This is a genomic window from Paenibacillus sp. NRS-1760, from assembly GCF_050467785.1.
GTDB lineage: Bacteria > Bacillota > Bacilli > Paenibacillales > Paenibacillaceae > Pristimantibacillus.
Map to the genome: position 1 here is coordinate 220472 of NZ_JBITPK010000020.1, position 15474 is coordinate 235945.

At 46.6% G+C, this 15474-nt stretch carries 11 protein-coding genes; all 11 read left to right on the plus strand.

Going from position 1 to position 15474, the window contains the following annotated elements; genetic code table 11:
* Nucleotides 1-286 precede the first annotated feature (286 nt).
* The 11 genes from ACIFSR_RS27880 (at nt 287) to gcvPB (ending at nt 15390) form a co-directional block, all read left to right on the plus strand.
* Nucleotides 287-1993, plus strand: a complete 1707-nt coding sequence (locus ACIFSR_RS27880; RefSeq protein WP_430061553.1) for an amylo-alpha-1,6-glucosidase — start codon at nt 287-289, stop codon at nt 1991-1993.
* Nucleotides 1994-2184: 191 nt separating this feature from the next.
* The gene (locus tag ACIFSR_RS27885; protein WP_430061555.1) at nt 2185-2928 is read left to right on the plus strand and encodes a cache domain-containing protein; all 744 of its coding nucleotides are present in this window, start codon (nt 2185-2187) and stop codon (nt 2926-2928) included.
* Nucleotides 2929-3093: 165 nt separating this feature from the next.
* Nucleotides 3094-3933: a sensor histidine kinase gene (locus ACIFSR_RS27890; RefSeq protein WP_430061557.1), complete on the plus strand. Its 840-nt coding sequence runs from the start codon at nt 3094-3096 to the stop codon at nt 3931-3933.
* The gene (locus ACIFSR_RS27895) at nt 3911-5128 is read left to right on the plus strand and encodes a response regulator transcription factor (protein WP_430061559.1); all 1218 of its coding nucleotides are present in this window, start codon (nt 3911-3913) and stop codon (nt 5126-5128) included. The genes ACIFSR_RS27890 and ACIFSR_RS27895 overlap by 23 nt, the downstream gene beginning before the upstream one ends.
* 115 nt (nt 5129-5243) lie before the next feature.
* A complete protein-coding gene (locus ACIFSR_RS27900) occupies nt 5244-6524 on the plus strand; it encodes an ABC transporter substrate-binding protein (protein ID WP_430061561.1) in 1281 nt (426 codons plus the stop codon).
* A gap of 29 nt (nt 6525-6553) precedes the next feature.
* Complete coding sequence (locus ACIFSR_RS27905; protein ID WP_430061563.1) at nt 6554-7531, plus strand: carbohydrate ABC transporter permease; 978 nt, start codon at nt 6554-6556, stop codon at nt 7529-7531.
* Nucleotides 7528-8340: a carbohydrate ABC transporter permease gene (locus ACIFSR_RS27910; RefSeq protein ID WP_430061565.1), complete on the plus strand. Its 813-nt coding sequence runs from the start codon at nt 7528-7530 to the stop codon at nt 8338-8340. The genes ACIFSR_RS27905 and ACIFSR_RS27910 overlap by 4 nt, the downstream gene beginning before the upstream one ends.
* 53 nt (nt 8341-8393) lie before the next feature.
* Nucleotides 8394-11561 carry a glycoside hydrolase family 2 TIM barrel-domain containing protein gene (locus ACIFSR_RS27915; protein WP_430061567.1) on the plus strand — a complete coding sequence of 1056 codons (3168 nt, stop codon included), beginning with the start codon at nt 8394-8396 and terminating at the stop codon, nt 11559-11561.
* A 2-nt stretch (nt 11562-11563) separates the two neighbouring features.
* Complete coding sequence (locus ACIFSR_RS27920) at nt 11564-12346, plus strand: SDR family NAD(P)-dependent oxidoreductase (RefSeq protein WP_339209708.1); 783 nt, start codon at nt 11564-11566, stop codon at nt 12344-12346.
* A gap of 37 nt (nt 12347-12383) precedes the next feature.
* Nucleotides 12384-13796 (plus strand): aminomethyl-transferring glycine dehydrogenase subunit GcvPA, encoded by a 1413-nt coding sequence (gene gcvPA, locus ACIFSR_RS27925; RefSeq protein ID WP_430061569.1) that lies wholly within the window; start codon nt 12384-12386, stop codon nt 13794-13796.
* Between the two features lie 34 nt (nt 13797-13830).
* Nucleotides 13831-15390 carry an aminomethyl-transferring glycine dehydrogenase subunit GcvPB gene (gcvPB, locus tag ACIFSR_RS27930; RefSeq protein WP_430061571.1) on the plus strand — a complete coding sequence of 520 codons (1560 nt, stop codon included), beginning with the start codon at nt 13831-13833 and terminating at the stop codon, nt 15388-15390.
* Nucleotides 15391-15474 lie beyond the last annotated feature (84 nt).

The window sequence follows — 15474 nt, forward strand, 5'->3', positions numbered from 1 at the left end:
TTTGCCAATCTCATGGCATGAGGACATCCTCTTTCTGATTGTATTGTAAAAATGGGGGACAAGTCCCCACCAAAATAATGATTCAAGTAAACGATTAAATTTAAGAACTATTTTGAATACCGATTCGAACAAAAGTACTGCATTCATCGAACAAAACTCCCCCGTCGTGATAAACAAAGCCTCTAACGAAACAAATTTCCCACCCATCAGAAACAACTGTCCGTTTTTTCCGAGGACTCCTTTCGATACAATGAAAGCGTATACTATTCCGTAAAGGAGATTAGATATGAACTTTGATTTAAGTATAGTACCTTTCAGTCGAAGAGAAACGTTCCTAGCGATCTCCATTTTGCCTGAAGCCAAAGATAGACAACAAGGCCTATATATGCGCACCGTGCGCGGTGGCGATGATAAATTCGGCGAAGCTTTCCATATCGATATGCTCGATGAAAGCGGCCAATCTGTATCTTTCCTGTCCAAAGCTTCCCCAGAGAGGATTCAGTTGACATCGAAACGCGGCTTAACGGCAGAAATTTGTATATCTGACAGCCGGACATTCCGTGTTCGCGCGAACGGCTGCGGAATTCGCTTGACCTTCCGTACGGCCGCTTACGATTATGCCTATCAAGCGTCACCTAGCAGCTGGGAAGTAAACAGCTTCACCCATGAATGCAGGTTCATGCTTACTGCGCTTGTTGGCGAGCTGCGAATGGAAGTTCCATGGGACAAAATCAAAAGCTCATATGTTATCGCAAATTTCTTGCCGGACAATAATTCAGGTAAATTAGAGTTTGCAATTGAAGAGTTTAGGACCATTTTGGAGCCGCGAATGGCTTGGGAACCTTTTGATGATGTTGTTAAGCAAGTGAAGGAAGAGTTTAATTTGTGGTTGGATAATAGTTTAACGTTGCCACTACGCTGGGAAGAAAGCCGAGTACTAGCCGCTTATATTACGTGGTCCTGCCTCGTTCCGGCAGAAGGCTGTCTCACTCGGCCAGCGATGTATATGTCAAAGAATTGGATGACGAACATTTGGAGCTGGGATCATTGCTTTAATGCGATGGGGCTTGTTCGTCATGACCCGAAGCTGGCATGGGATCAGTTTATGATTTTCTTTGACCGGCAGGATGAGAGTGGACTTATCCCGGATTTCATCAACGATAAATATGAGCTGTGGAATTGCAACAAACCGCCCATTCATGGATGGACGCTTGCTTGGATGATGGCACGAACGGACTTTATCAAGGAGGCGCAGCTTCAAGAGGTTTATGGCCCTTTGTCCAAATGGACAAAATGGTGGTTCAACTACCGCGATGGCGATAGCGATGGCATTCCGCAATACAATCATGGCAACGACTCCGGCTGGGATAACAGCACGGCGTTTAACAATGGCATTCCGGTAGAGAGCCCTGATTTAGCAGCTTTTCTTATTCTTCAAGCAGAGCTTTTAGCTGAAATTGCTGAACGGCTCGGTCATGTGGAAGAAGCAGTCGAATGGAGAAAGCTTGCTGAGGGAACAATGAAAAAAATGATCAGCCATTTTTGGAAAAATGGTCAGTTTACAGCCTGCCGATCAGGTACGCATGAGCTATCCGAAGGAGACAGCCTATTATTGTTCGTTCCAATTATATTGGGCAAACGTCTACCTGAGCATATCCGCACTGCACTGCTAGAAGGGCTGCGTGATGAGAACAGATTCTTAACTGCTAATGGTTGGGCGACGGAGAGTGTGAATAGTCCTTTCTATAGTGCTGACGGGTATTGGCGCGGTCCAATCTGGGCGCCCTCGACGATGATACTGGTTGAAGGTGCTGCCGCAGCAGGAGATCTTGAGCTTGCTGAGATGGTCTCACGCCGGTTCTGCGCCATGCTGGATCGAAGCGGGATGGCCGAAAATTTCGATGCGATGACGGGTCAAGGTTTACGTGATCGAGCGTTTACATGGACGTCGAGCGTGTTCCTCATTTTGGGTAATGAGTATACAACCGAATGAATCACTGCACTTCCAATAAGCCAATAATAGGCTGACGGGAGGTGCTTTTGACGTTTATGGGAATAAGATCTATTTTGTGATTGGTGGGTTGTCGTCCACAGCATATTTGCTGGAATTGCTTCTCATTGTTCGGTAAAAGAGGTCCATGATACACTTCAAGTATTATGGAGTGGAGGAGGAAGGATGTAATTATGATGAATCATGTACTTAAGAAACTTAAACTTCCTCTTTTGTCTGGCTCTTACCGGAGCATACGAACCAAGCTGCTCTTCTGTTTTCTCATTGTGACCATTATTCCACTGCTTTCGCTTGGAGCTTTGTCTTATTACCAATCCGCGAAGGTCATTAATTCTCAGTTTGGCAAATATGGAGATAATGCAGTGGCTCAATTGGAACAGCAGATGAGCTCATATTTGAATCGAATGAATCAGACAACAGAAACTATTTATTCCTATTTGCTTGATCCTGCGCGCGTTGATCTAAGTGATCATGTACCGACTACGTATAAAGATATCATGGATAAAAATGATTTCGAAGCACTTTTGAAAGCGCTTAAATCCGATCGAACGATTGGAATCTATATTATTACCAGTTCCGGCTATTATTATGGGGAAAATAATCTTGATGTGTCCAAGCTCAGCCTTATTCCCGCATGGCAAGCCATGAACACTTCTTTTGGCGGCAAGTATTGGTTAGGATTTTACTCTCAGAACCATGCTATGGGCGAAACGATGGAGAACGGGATCTCATTGCTAGGCTTGGCAGTACCGGTTAATAGTCCTTACGGAGCGCTGCGAGGCAGTAAAATTTTAATCGAAGAAAATGCCGAGGATCTGCTTCATATGTTCCAGCTGTTCGAGAATGATACGAAGGCACATCTCAAAATTGATGATCCACAGGGAAGGATTATCTATGAGACGGCAACTGACTTCTAGCCCAAAGAGAGTGACATCTTATGGACTAAAACTCTTGCTGTTAATGGGTGGAGCATTGAGGCAAGATTACCTGCTGCATCCTTTTATCGCTCTTCCGACATTATACGGTCGAATACCGTCATCGTCGCTTTTGGCTCCTGTCTGCTGGCCTTTGGACTCGCATACTTGTTCTCTTCCCGGTTTACCGCACGGATTCGCCGCCTTAAGGATGCGATGCAGAAGGTAAGCTTCGGAAAGCTGCATACGAGGACTCAGGTTGAATCCCATGACGAGCTAGGCATCCTGGATACAAGCTTTAATAATATGGTCAGCGGGATACAATCGTTAATTGGCGAAGTGGAACGGAGCGAGCGACTTAAGAAGGAGGCGGATCTTAAGGCTTTCCATTATCAAATTAATCCCCATTTACTGTTTAACACGCTTAATTCGATTCAATGGAAAGCGAGATTGCAAGGAGCAGAAGATATCCGTCAGATGCTGTATCACCTTACGATGGTGCTTGAGGGTAATTTGGATATCTCACAGGAGTTGATTTCTATGGAACGTGAGCTTCGGATGATTGATCATTTTTTGAAAATTCAAGAAGTGCGCTACGGTTCCACGTTCGAGTATGAGCTGGAATGCGATGAGCATTTGAAACGCTATCTGATTCCTCGAATGACGCTGCAGCCATTGTTCGAAAATATTTTTTTCCATGGCTTCGAGGATGGCAAGGGTGTGATCCGTTTGACTGTACAGGAGAAAGGCAATCATTTATTGCTTAAGTTATCCGATAACGGAGCTGGCATTTCACCAGATAAGCTAAAGCTTCTATTATTGCCCAATATGACGAATCGCAAGGGCCGAGGAGGACTAGGGGTGCAAAATGCCGATCAGAAATTCAAATTGCATTTTGGCCTGCAGTATGGGTTAACCGTACAATCGATTCAGGGTGAAGGGACTACGATCATCATTGAATGGCCCAAAAAGGAGGATAACCTGCATGGAAGCAACCAAGATGATTAAGGTGTTAATCGCAGATGACGAAAGTATTGTCCGCAAAGGACTTCGGTCGACCGTCCCTTGGGATAAGTATGGAATGGAAGTGGTCGCTGACGCTCCGAACGGCCGCAAAGCCTGGGATGCTTTTCTTGAACATCAGCCTGAAGTTGTCATTACGGATATTGTCATGCCCGAGATGGATGGCATCGAATTGTCACGGAAAGTAAAGGAGAAAGCTCCTCATACAAAAATAATTTTACTCAGCTGCCACCGGGATTTTGAATATGCGCAGCAGGGCATGAAGCTGGGCGCATCAGGTTATCTGCTCAAAACCGCCTTCGAGGACGAAGAGCTGGAAGGAATGCTGGCGAAGTTCCAGAGTGAACTGGGGGCGGCTTCGGAATCCGCGGTGCCTGAAGAAAATAGCATTGATCAAGGAGAACGCTTGAGTACCCTGTTGTACGCTTGGTTGAATGGACATAACCATAAATTTATTGGCGAGATGGAGAAACGCACTCGCGAGGAGTGGTCTTTCCATGGCGAGCCTGTCTATATCTATTTGGTCAAGACTTCAGGCTGCGAGTCATCCTGGCTTGATCTATTGAAGAAAGTGACATACGAGGATCAAAAAATTTGTGAAGGGACGATTATTCCTTATGGGGAGGAACGGTGCTACTGTATCGTCCCGCAATCTAAATTAAATGTCTTGGACATGCTGCTAGTGGAGCAAAAGAGCAAGAATACGAAGCTGCAGTGGGCCAAAAGAGGGCCGCTCATGCATGCGGATGAACGACTTCAAGCATGGTTAGCGCTTCATAAAGAAGCAGAACTGGAGAAAGCCCACAGCGTATCCGCGGTGGATTGGCCAGAGGCAATTTGGCGAGCAGTTAACTTGCTGCATGAGAACCCAGCGGCAGATTGGTCAGTCAGCGACGTGGCCAAACAGGTCGGCCTTAGCCGCAGCCATTTCTCGATCCTGTTCAAAAAAGCAGTAGGAGACAGCTTTGTCGCCTATCAGTATAAACGCAAGCTGAAACTCGCATATGTGTTATTGAAAGAAACGAACCTTACGATGCAGGACATAGCCGAGCGTACAGGGCTTGGCGATAGCAAATATTTCAGTAAATGGTTCAAGCGCTGCACGGGGCAAACGCCCAGCTACTACCGTACCCAACAAAAAGGCAGTACGCTCCAAACAGATGTGCACCTTCCCAAGTAAATCGAACAAAACCACACCAACATTCGAATGATTAACGGTTTTGTAGCGCTTTCATTTTTATTAAGATGAAAGCAGTTCAATTACGAAGTACTACACGGATAGGGGAGCTGCCAGAATGAAGAACAAAATTTCTCTTATTATTGTTACGACGGTTATGACTGTGACAATGCTTACTGCATGTTCAGGTAATAACGAAAGTACAAATGGCACGACTGCGAAGCCTGATAATGAAAAAGGTTCTACTGCTTTGAAAACGCTTCGATTCGCTACATGGGATACTGGGGATGCGCTCAAGATTGAGCAAGATATCGCTAAGAAGTTCGAAGCCAATCATCCAGGCACGAAGGTTCAGGTAGAGGCTTACGCAGATGGATTTGACCAAAAGCTGGCTGCAGGCTTCGGGGCTACAAATCCTCCCGATGTCATGTATATGTGGGATTTTCCAACCTATCACCAGTCGCTTGAGCCACTTAACAGCTATGCAGACAGCGATGCGGACCTGAAAAAGGATGACTTCTACAGCGGCCTATTTAATTACGCGACAATTGACAACAACCTTTATGGCATTCCGGCAGGCTTCACGACACGTGTTGTTTACTACAACAAGAAAATGTTTGATGATGCGAAGATTCCTTATCCGAAGGATGGCTGGACATGGGATGAGTTTCAAGAAATCTCCAAGCAACTGACGGACAAAACGAAGAAGCAATATGGCTTCGGAGTTCGGGCTGAGAATGACACTTATGATCTGCAAGGGTTTGTATGGAGCAATGGCAGCTCCTATATATCGGATGACGGTAAAACAATAGAAGGTTACATGAACAGCAGCGAAACAGCAGGTGTGATTCAAATGTTTGGCGACATGTTAAAGAACGGCTCTGCCGTGCTTGCAGGCGGTAAAGGCCAACAAAGCGGCGAGGATATTTTTAAAGCTGGCAAAATCGCCATGTGGGAGAGCGGAATTTGGCCGCTCGAATCTTTCAAGCAAGCTGGCATTGATGTAGGCACCGTGGAGATGCCAGCATTTCCAGGCAAGCAAGTAAAAGGCGTTGTCGCAGAATCTGCGCTGTCCATTGCGAAGGATTCCAAGCAAAAGGATTTGGCTTGGGAATTTATCAAATATTATGTATCGAATGAAGCGATCAAGATGCGCGTAGCTGATTTGCCAGTAAGATTAAGCGTCGTGGAGGAGCTCAAAAAAGATCAAGATCCTCTGTACAAGCCGTACTATACGATGCTTGAACGTTCTGATAATACACCGGCTTTCCTGCTTAACGCAAAGTGGAATGAAGTGAATAGACAGCTTTCCGCGGCAGTAGAAGCAGTTATGCATGGCAGTAATGCGCAGGAAGCATTGAATCAGGCGGTAAAAGATAGCGAGCGTTACTTGAAATAACATTATAGCTGCAGAAAGAAGGTTAGGAGATGGCTCAGACCTACCCACAGACAGCAGGAAAACATTCAGCCAGCCTGAAACGCAGATGGGGTGGGGCTGTGCCCTACCTCTTCATTTTTCCATGGATCTTTGGATTCCTCGTTTTCACTTTGGGACCGTTGTTGTTTTCACTTATTATTTCTTTTTTTGATTGGCCGATCGTGGGCAAGGTGCAATTTATTGGATTTGGCAATTATGTAGAAATGTTTACAGACGATCCGTTGTTTTGGAAGTCATTCGGCGTCACGATTAAGTTTGCAGCGCTATTTGTTCCGCTCAATATTGCAGTTGGGTTGGGACTTGCGATTCTTCTTAACCAGAAGACACGGGGCAGTGCGATTTTTCGAACAGCATTTTATTTGCCTTCTGTCATCTCAGGTGTAGCTTTAGCAATGATCTGGTCTTGGGTGTACAGCGGTGATTACGGCATATTGAATTATTTTCTGTCACTCGTCGGTGTACAAGGCCCGGACTGGCTGAATGAAACACAGTGGTCTCTCGTAGCCATGGTTGTCGCAAGCCTATGGGGACAAGGCGCAATGATGCTCGTCTTTCTCGCTGGGCTCAAAGGGATTCCAAAGGATCTTTATGAATCCGCATCAATTGATGGGGCGGGTATGATCAGGCAGTTCATCAGCGTAACGATTCCGCTGCTAACGCCGACGATTTTGTTCAACCTAATTACTTCTATTATAGCGGCGTTTCAACAGCTCACTCTCGCGTTATTGCTAACGGGCGGAGGCCCTATGAAATCTACGTACTTCTATGCGATGTACATGTATGAGAATGCGTTCAAGTTTTTCAAAATGGGCTACTCTGCTGCAAACGCATGGTTTATGTTTCTTATTGTGCTCACATTGACTTTTTTTGTATTCAAGTCGTCAGAGGCTTGGGTGTTCTATGAAGGCGAAATGAAACGTTTGCCGGATAAGAAATCAAAGTCCAGTGGAAAGGGGAGCTCCGTATGAGGCGGATCATCGTTTATACGCTGCTGATCTTCTGCTCGCTGATGTTCACTGCCCCGTTATTTTGGGCGTTAACGACCGCTCTTAAGTCGCAGACGGAGCTGTATCTTTTTCCGCCAAAATGGATTCCTTCGGTTTGGAAATTCAGCAACTTTGCGGAAGCATGGACGACGCAGCCTTTTAACTTATTTCTGAAAAATACGCTAATCGTAACTTTGTTGTCTACGATTGGCCAGTTGATATCCTGTACTCTAGTAGCTTACGGGTTCGCGAGATTTGATTTTAAGGGACGCAATCTACTTTTCCTAGTTGTACTAGCGACGATGATGGTTCCTTGGGAAGTGACAATGATTCCGCAGTATATGGAGTTCAACTATTTGGGATGGATTAATACGCTTAAACCGCTTATCGTACCTTCTTGGTTCGGTTCAGCTTACTTTATATTTTTGCTGAGGCAGTTTATTCTTACGATTCCGCGTGAGCTTGATGAGGCGGCAACTATAGATGGGGCGAGCAAATTTGGAATTCTTGTGCGGATTATAGTGCCGCTCATGGGACCTTCGCTCATTTTAGTCGCTGTGTTTCAAATTATGAGCTGCTGGAATGATTATCTGGGGCCGCTTATTTTCCTTAATGATCAGTCGAAGTACACACTTACGCTCGGATTAGCACAGTTCAAGGGCATGTTCGGCGTCGATATGCAGTCGATTATGGCGATTACTTGCCTCATCTCGATTCCTCCGCTCGCTGTATTTTTTTTCGCACAGCGTTATATTGTCGGTGGAATAGCAGGTACGGGGATTAAGGGATAGGCAGCATGAATAGGTAGAGTGATAGAGATAGGTTTAGGAGAGGAGCGGCATCGATGCGAAACGAGAAAATAGAACGCGATTGGGATAACCTTGCCATACTTGCACGTGGCCGTGCGAAAAGCCGATCATATTTCATCCCGTATTCCGATCGTGCTGGAGCTTTGAGCTATGACCGAGGGAGCTCCCCTTGGTTCCGCTCATTAAATGGCAGTTGGAAGTTTCATTATGCGAAGGGGCCTGAGTGGGCACCGGATGGATTTTATGAAGACCATTATGATACATCTAGCTGGGATGATATTCAGGTTCCAAGTCATTGGCAGCTGAAAGGTTATGGAAATCCGCATTATACAGACTTGTATTATCCATTCCCTGTTGATCCGCCCCATGTACCGAATGATAATCCAACAGGCAGCTATATACGAGAATTCGAGCTGCCTGCACATTGGGATGGAAGAAAGCTTGCCGTCAAGTTCGATGGCGTTGATAGTGCCTTTCATTTGTGGGTTAATGGGACATTCGTGGGATACAGCCAAGGAAGCCGATTGACATCAGAGTTTGATTTGACGCCTTATGCGAAGACGGGTATCAACCGTCTAGCTGTTCGTGTATACCAGTGGTCGGACGGCAGCTACTTGGAAGATCAGGATATGTGGTATATGAGCGGTATTTTTCGAGATGTATATTTGATTTCGGAGCCATCAGCGCTTCGTATTGTGGACTACCGAATCGTTACCGATTTGGATAGTGAATACTGCGATGCGATGTTATCGGTACAGGTGGAACTGAGTGGAGAGGATCTGCAAGGCGAAGTTCGGCTGGAGCTGCTTGACCCTGAAAGCGCATTTGTTTGTTCAGCGATGAATCGAATTGCTTCTGCTGATGGTCAGACTTTCGTAGCAAGTTTCGCCATTCCAATTGTGAAGCCAGCCCTTTGGAGTGCGGAAGCTCCTGCTTTGTATCATCTGACAATTAGTATTGTGGATCAGAATGTACAAATGATCGAGACTGTTGCTCAGCGGGTGGGCTTCAGGAAGATAGAAGTAAAGAATGGCCAATTTCTGGTGAATGGCAAAGCCATTTTGCTCAAAGGTGTAAATCGTCATGACCATCACCCTGATACGGGACGAACAGTCACCCTATCAACGATGATCCAAGATGTGAAAATGATGAAACAGCATAACATTAATGCGGTTAGAACGGCACATTATCCGAATGATCCGAGATTTTATGATATTTGTGATGAATACGGTTTGTATGTTATGGAAGAAACGGACTTAGAGACACATGGCTTCGAGCTTTTGGGCAATATTGCTAAGCTAAGCGATGACCCAGCATGGCAGGAAGCGTATGTGGAGCGGATGAGGCGTATGGTGGAGAGGGATAAGAATCATCCTTCCATTCTGTTCTGGTCGCTCGGCAACGAGTCTGGCTTTGGCTGCAACTTCCGGGCAATGTCGGAATGGTGCAAACAAAACGATCCGACCCGCCTTATTCACTATGAAGAGGATCGTGAAGCAGAAGTGTGCGACATCGTGAGCACTATGTACTCCTCAGTAGAGAAGATGGAAGGTTTTGGACAGCTGCTTGATCATCCTAAGCCGCATATCCTATGTGAATTCGCTCATGCGATGGGTAATGGTCCAGGCGGTCTCAAACCCTATTTTGATACCTTTGATGCTTATCGAAGATTGCAGGGCGGCTTCGTATGGGAATGGATCGATCACGGCATTCGCAGGAAAACAGCCGATGGCAAAGTTGATTATGCTTATGGTGGAGACTATGGCGATGTTCCTAACAACAGCAATTTTGTTATTGATGGCCTTGTTCGTCCAGATCGAACGCCTTCTCCCGGACTCATTGAATATAAGAAGATTATCGAACCTGTCAGAGTCGACTATATAAATAATGATCGTATACGAATTACGAATCGGTATGACTTCCTAACGCTGGATCATCTATATGCAGATTGGAATGTGACAGTAGAAGGACGGATAGTCCAAAGCGGTGTACTATCGCTGCCAAGGATAGCACCCGGTGAAAGTGCAGAGCTTCGTATCCCTATGCGAAATGATTCGCAGTTGACCTTATCCGTGGAGGGAGCGGAGCGCTGGCTGAATATCAGCTTCTCGCTTGCAGCATCTTGCATGTGGGGAGAGAGAGGAGATGAGGTCGCATGGGCGCAGTTTGCCATTGAACCTGCGCGGAGCTGCTCAACAACCCGAGCTGACGGGGATTACGCCAATGATGGATTGACTTTAGCAGCACCTATGAGTCTACCTATTCCTAGCTTATCGTGCATGGAGGATGGACGACAGATTAGCATTGGGAACGATAATTTCAATTTGGTATTCGATTCACGGCAATCAGGGATCAGCTCACTCCGAATAAACGGACAAGAGTTAATAAATAAAGGGCCGCGACTCAACTTCTGGCGAGCCCCGATTGACAACGATATGTACGTCCTGCCCGATTGGCGCAAGGCGCATCTCGATAAGCTGACGGAACGAATCGATGATTGCCATTGGGAGCGATTGAATGAAGGGACGATTCGGATCAGCTGGTCCTCCCGAATTGCTCCGCCTGTCTATGATTGGGGCTTCCGCTGTGAAACGACTTACACTGTAACAGGCACAGGCTTAATCATTATTGATGTGCATGGCGTACCTGAAGGCAAGCCGCCTGCTATGCTTCCTAAGATTGGATTTCAATTGGAAATGCCGTCAGAAATGGATTCAGTCAAATGGTATGGCCGTGGTCCGGGAGAAAATTATTCCGACAGCAAGGAAGCAGGAAGATTTGGTGTGTATACCAAGTCAGTTGATGAACTATTTACCCCATATATCTATCCACAAGAGAACGGGAATCGTATGGATGTTCGCTTTGTATCTATTACAGATGGCAGTGGAATTGGGCTGCTGGCAGTAGGGGTAAAGGCACTCGAGTTCAGCGCTCGACGTTATACGGATGGCGACTTAGAAGCAGCGCAGCATGCGAGTGATCTTGTTCCACGGGATTTTATTACACTTAATTTGGATTATCGCCAGAATGGTCTTGGCAGCAATAGTTGTGGACCTTCTCAATCACTGGAAAACAAAGTTGCGGCAGAGGAATTCCGTTTCAGACTGCTGCTGAAGCCTTATCTTTCAGAAGATACGGCTCCCGAGAGGCTCAGCCATCACATGAGACAGGAAGCGAATCTACTACAACAGGAGGAGAAATAATGATGCTTCATACACAAGACATGCTTAATCTATCGGGAAAAGTAGCCGTAATCACCGGAGGCGCCTCTGGAATTGGACTTGCGACAGCTGAACTTCTTGCCAGCTTCGGTGCAGCAGCTATCCTTATTGACATTAATGAGGCGATGGGTGAGCAGGCGGTTAAAGGAATAAGGGAAAAGGGAGGCCAAGCGAGCTTTCAGCGCTGTGATGTGACCTCTTCAGCAGATTGCCAGCGTGCAGCAGCAGAAATTGATTCTGCTTATGGCAGAGTAGATATCTTGTTCAACAATGCTGGCGTTATTCGTCGCAAGACTGTCGTGGAGCTGGAAGAACGCGACTGGGATCTCGTTTTGGATGTTTCTTTGAAGGGTGTCTATCTTCTCTCCAAATATATCATTCCTATCATGGAACGCAGCGGTGGAGGAAGTATCATTAATTCGGGTTCAGGCTGGGGTCTAAAAGGCGGAGATCGGGCTGCAGCTTATTGCGCAGCCAAGGCTGGTGTCGTGAATTTAACGAGAGCGATGGCTATCGATCACGGAATCGCCAATATACGTGTGAACTGCGTTTCACCTGGCGATACGGATACTCCTCTCCTGCGCGATGAAGCAAAGCAGCTGCAGCAGGACGAGGCAGCCTTCCTTGTCGCCTCTGCCAGCGGTCGTCCGCTTGAAAGGCTTGGAACGCCGCGTGATATTGCGAATGCGGTTCTGTTCTTAGCAAGCGATATGTCTTCTTGGGTAACAGGAAGCGTGCTCGTTGTGGATGGCGGCGGTATTGCATAAGAACGGCTGCAGGATACAACTAAACTGACAACGATGAATGGAGGCGTTTATTTTGCCTAAGAACAGAACGTATGCCCATCCTTATATACCGAATACTGTACCTGAAGTTCGCGAAGCGATGCTGAAGGAAATTGGACTCACCTCGATGGACCAGCTTCACGATGGCATACCAGAGAGCTTAAAGCTAAATCATGAGATGAACCTTCCTCCAGCGATGACGGAATATGAGCTGCGCCGTCATATCGATGGCCTGCTTGCAAAAAATAAGCATGGTGCAGCTTATCTGAATTTTTTAGGAGCAGGCTGCTGGCAGCATTTTATTCCAGCTGTCTGTGATGAGATCAATCAGCGTTCCGAATTTGTAACGGCTTATGCAGGTGAACCCTATGAAGATCATGGACGCTTCCAAACGTTGTTTGAGTATCAAAGTTTGATGGCTGAGCTAGTTGATATGGATGTTGTAAACGTCCCTACCTTTGACTGGGCGCAAGCTGCATCAACTTCGATTCGGATGGCAGGGCGCATGACAGGGCGTAAAGTTACCTTGCTTCCAAGGTCGGTTGATCCTGATAAAGTGATGATCATCAACAATTATTGCACGCCTGTGATGGAGCTTCGATTCGTTGAAATCGACGAGGCAACGGGCAAAATGAGCTTAGATGATTTACGCAGCAAGCTATCGAGCGATATCGCTGCGGTTTACTTCGAGAATCCTGGTTATCTAGGTATTATCGAAGACCAAGGGCATGAAATATCAGAGCTTGCGCATTCGGTAGATGCGATTTCGATCGTTGGTGTTGATCCCATCTCTCTTGGCGTTCTTCAGCCGCCTAGCCAGTACGGCGCTGATATCGTATGCGGAGATTTGCAGCCTCTTGGAATGCACATGAATTATGGCGGGGGGCAAGCCGGTTTTATTGCGACCCGTGATGAAGAGAAGTATGTCATGGAGTATCCATCAAGATTGTTCGGCATTGTGCCTACTGAGGTAGAAGGCGAGTATGGCTTTGGCGATGTGGCATATGAGCGAACTTCCTTTGCGCTGCGTGAGAAAGGAAAGGAATCAGTTGGCACCCAAACTGCATTATGGGGAATAACAGCAGGTGTTTACTTGTCTTTGCTAGGACCGACCGGCATGCAAGAGGTCGGAGAGACGATCATGCAGAAGTCGCAATATGCAGCGAACAAGCTCTCAGCTATTCCAGGCGTTTCTCTTCGATTCGGAGAAGCAGCCTTCTTTAAAGAGTTTATTGTTGACTTTAATCATACTGGCTTAACGGTCGCTCAGATAAACGCTCAGCTCTTGGAAGCAGGAATTTTTGGAGGCAAAGATTTGTCGGCTGCCTTCCCGCAGTGGGGACAAACTGCACTCTACTGCGTGACGGAAATTCATTCACAGCTTGATCTACATCGACTGGCAGACACGATTCAAACGATCGTTCGCAAATGAGGTTTGACTTATACAGAGGAAGGACGAAAGCGCCATGAAACGAATTCGCAGGAACCATAAAGTCCGAAATTTCCATCAAGCCAAATGGGATGAGCCGATCATATTTGAACTTCATCGTCAGGGCGAGCGCGGTGTCATTCCGCCTGGAACTGAGGCTGGGATTGTAGCTGAGGTAGGAGATGGTACCCGGCGCATACCTGCATCGATGCGTCGCAGCAATGCGCCGGGGCTTCCCGAGATTGGTCAAGCAAAAGTACTTCGCCATTATTTGCGCCTCTCGCAAGAGACACTGGGCTCCGATTTGAACGTTGAGATCGGTCAAGGTACTTGTACGATGAAATATATTCCGCGTATTAACGAGATGCTGATCCGCACGCCGCATATGACGGAGCTCCATCCGTTGCAGGATGCAGGTTCAGTTCAAGGCATATTAGAAATTTTCTATAAAATGGACCTGGCCATGCGTGAAATTAGCGGCATGGATGCCTTCTCGTTTCAGCCAAGCAGCGGGACGCAAGCTTTGCTCGCGATGGCTTCGATCGTTCGTGCATACCATGATTCGCGGGGCGAAGGAGACCAGCGGGATGAAATCATTACGACGATTTTCTCCCATCCTTCTCAAGCTGCGACAGCTGCAGTTAAAGGCTACAAAATCATTACGCTTCATCCGGACGAAGACGGATTCCCTGATTTGGAGAAGCTGAGAAATGCGATATCTGAGAGGACCGCTGGGTTTGTCGTAGCAAATCCGGAAGATACCGGTATTTTCAATCACCGTATTCGCGATTTCACCGATTTGGTTCATGAAGCGGGCGGCATCTGCTTCTATGATCAAGCTAATGCCAATGGTTTGCTCGGTATTACCCGGGCGAAGGAAGCTGGCTTTGATATGTGTTTCTTCAACTTGCATAAAACCTTTGCTGCTCCTCATATGTGCGGCGGTCCAGCTACAGGTGCGCTAGGCGTGAGCGAAGCGCTTAAACCTTTCTTGCCGGGGCCGCTCGTTGATTATGTTGATGGCCAGTATGTATTAGCGAATCAGTCAGAAAGCAGTATTGGCAAAGTGCGCAGCTTCCATGGTGTTGCACAAACGGTGCTTCGTTCTTATGCTTGGATCATGAGTTTAGGTCCAGATGGACTAAAGGATGTTGCACAGACTGCAGTTCTAAACAATAACTATCTGTATCACAAAATACTTCAAATTCGCGGTGCAAGTGCACCCTACATCAAAGGTCGCCGCCTAGAGCAGGTTCGTTACAGCTGGAAGCAGCTTACCGAGGAAACGGGTGTCACAACCGAGGATATTACTCGTCGCATGTGCGATTTTGGACTCCATTATTGGACTTCCCATCATCCGTATATCGTGAAGCAGCCATTCACCTTAGAGCCGACTGAGTCCTATTCCAAAGAAGATTTGGACGAATACATTCACGCGCTGGAGCATATTTCGAACGAAGCTTATACGCAGCCGGAAATTGTGAAATCAGCTCCGCATAGCAGCACCGTACACCGAAATGATGAATCATCCCTCGATGATCCGAAGCAATGGTGCATTACGTGGCGGGCTTATTTAAAAAAGACGCAACCTGAATAAATATTTCTAATTAATGACAACTATTATTTTACAAAGAAATCCGATGTCTTTCAAAAAGACATCGGATTTCTTTTTTATTATGCG

Coding starts and splice junctions, on each gene's coding strand:
- ACIFSR_RS27880 (WP_430061553.1), top strand. CDS start 287: ATGAACTTTGATTTAAGTATAGTACCTTTCAGTCGAAGAGAAACGTTC.
- ACIFSR_RS27900 (WP_430061561.1), top strand. CDS start 5,244: ATGAAGAACAAAATTTCTCTTATTATTGTTACGACGGTTATGACTGTG.
- gcvPB (WP_430061571.1), top strand. CDS start 13,831: ATGAAACGAATTCGCAGGAACCATAAAGTCCGAAATTTCCATCAAGCC.
- ACIFSR_RS27915 (WP_430061567.1), top strand. CDS start 8,394: ATGCGAAACGAGAAAATAGAACGCGATTGGGATAACCTTGCCATACTT.
- ACIFSR_RS27910 (WP_430061565.1), top strand. CDS start 7,528: ATGAGGCGGATCATCGTTTATACGCTGCTGATCTTCTGCTCGCTGATG.
- gcvPA (WP_430061569.1), top strand. CDS start 12,384: ATGGAGGCGTTTATTTTGCCTAAGAACAGAACGTATGCCCATCCTTAT.
- ACIFSR_RS27895 (WP_430061559.1), top strand. CDS start 3,911: ATGGAAGCAACCAAGATGATTAAGGTGTTAATCGCAGATGACGAAAGT.
- ACIFSR_RS27885 (WP_430061555.1), top strand. CDS start 2,185: ATGATGAATCATGTACTTAAGAAACTTAAACTTCCTCTTTTGTCTGGC.
- ACIFSR_RS27920 (WP_339209708.1), top strand. CDS start 11,564: ATGCTTCATACACAAGACATGCTTAATCTATCGGGAAAAGTAGCCGTA.
- ACIFSR_RS27905 (WP_430061563.1), top strand. CDS start 6,554: ATGGCTCAGACCTACCCACAGACAGCAGGAAAACATTCAGCCAGCCTG.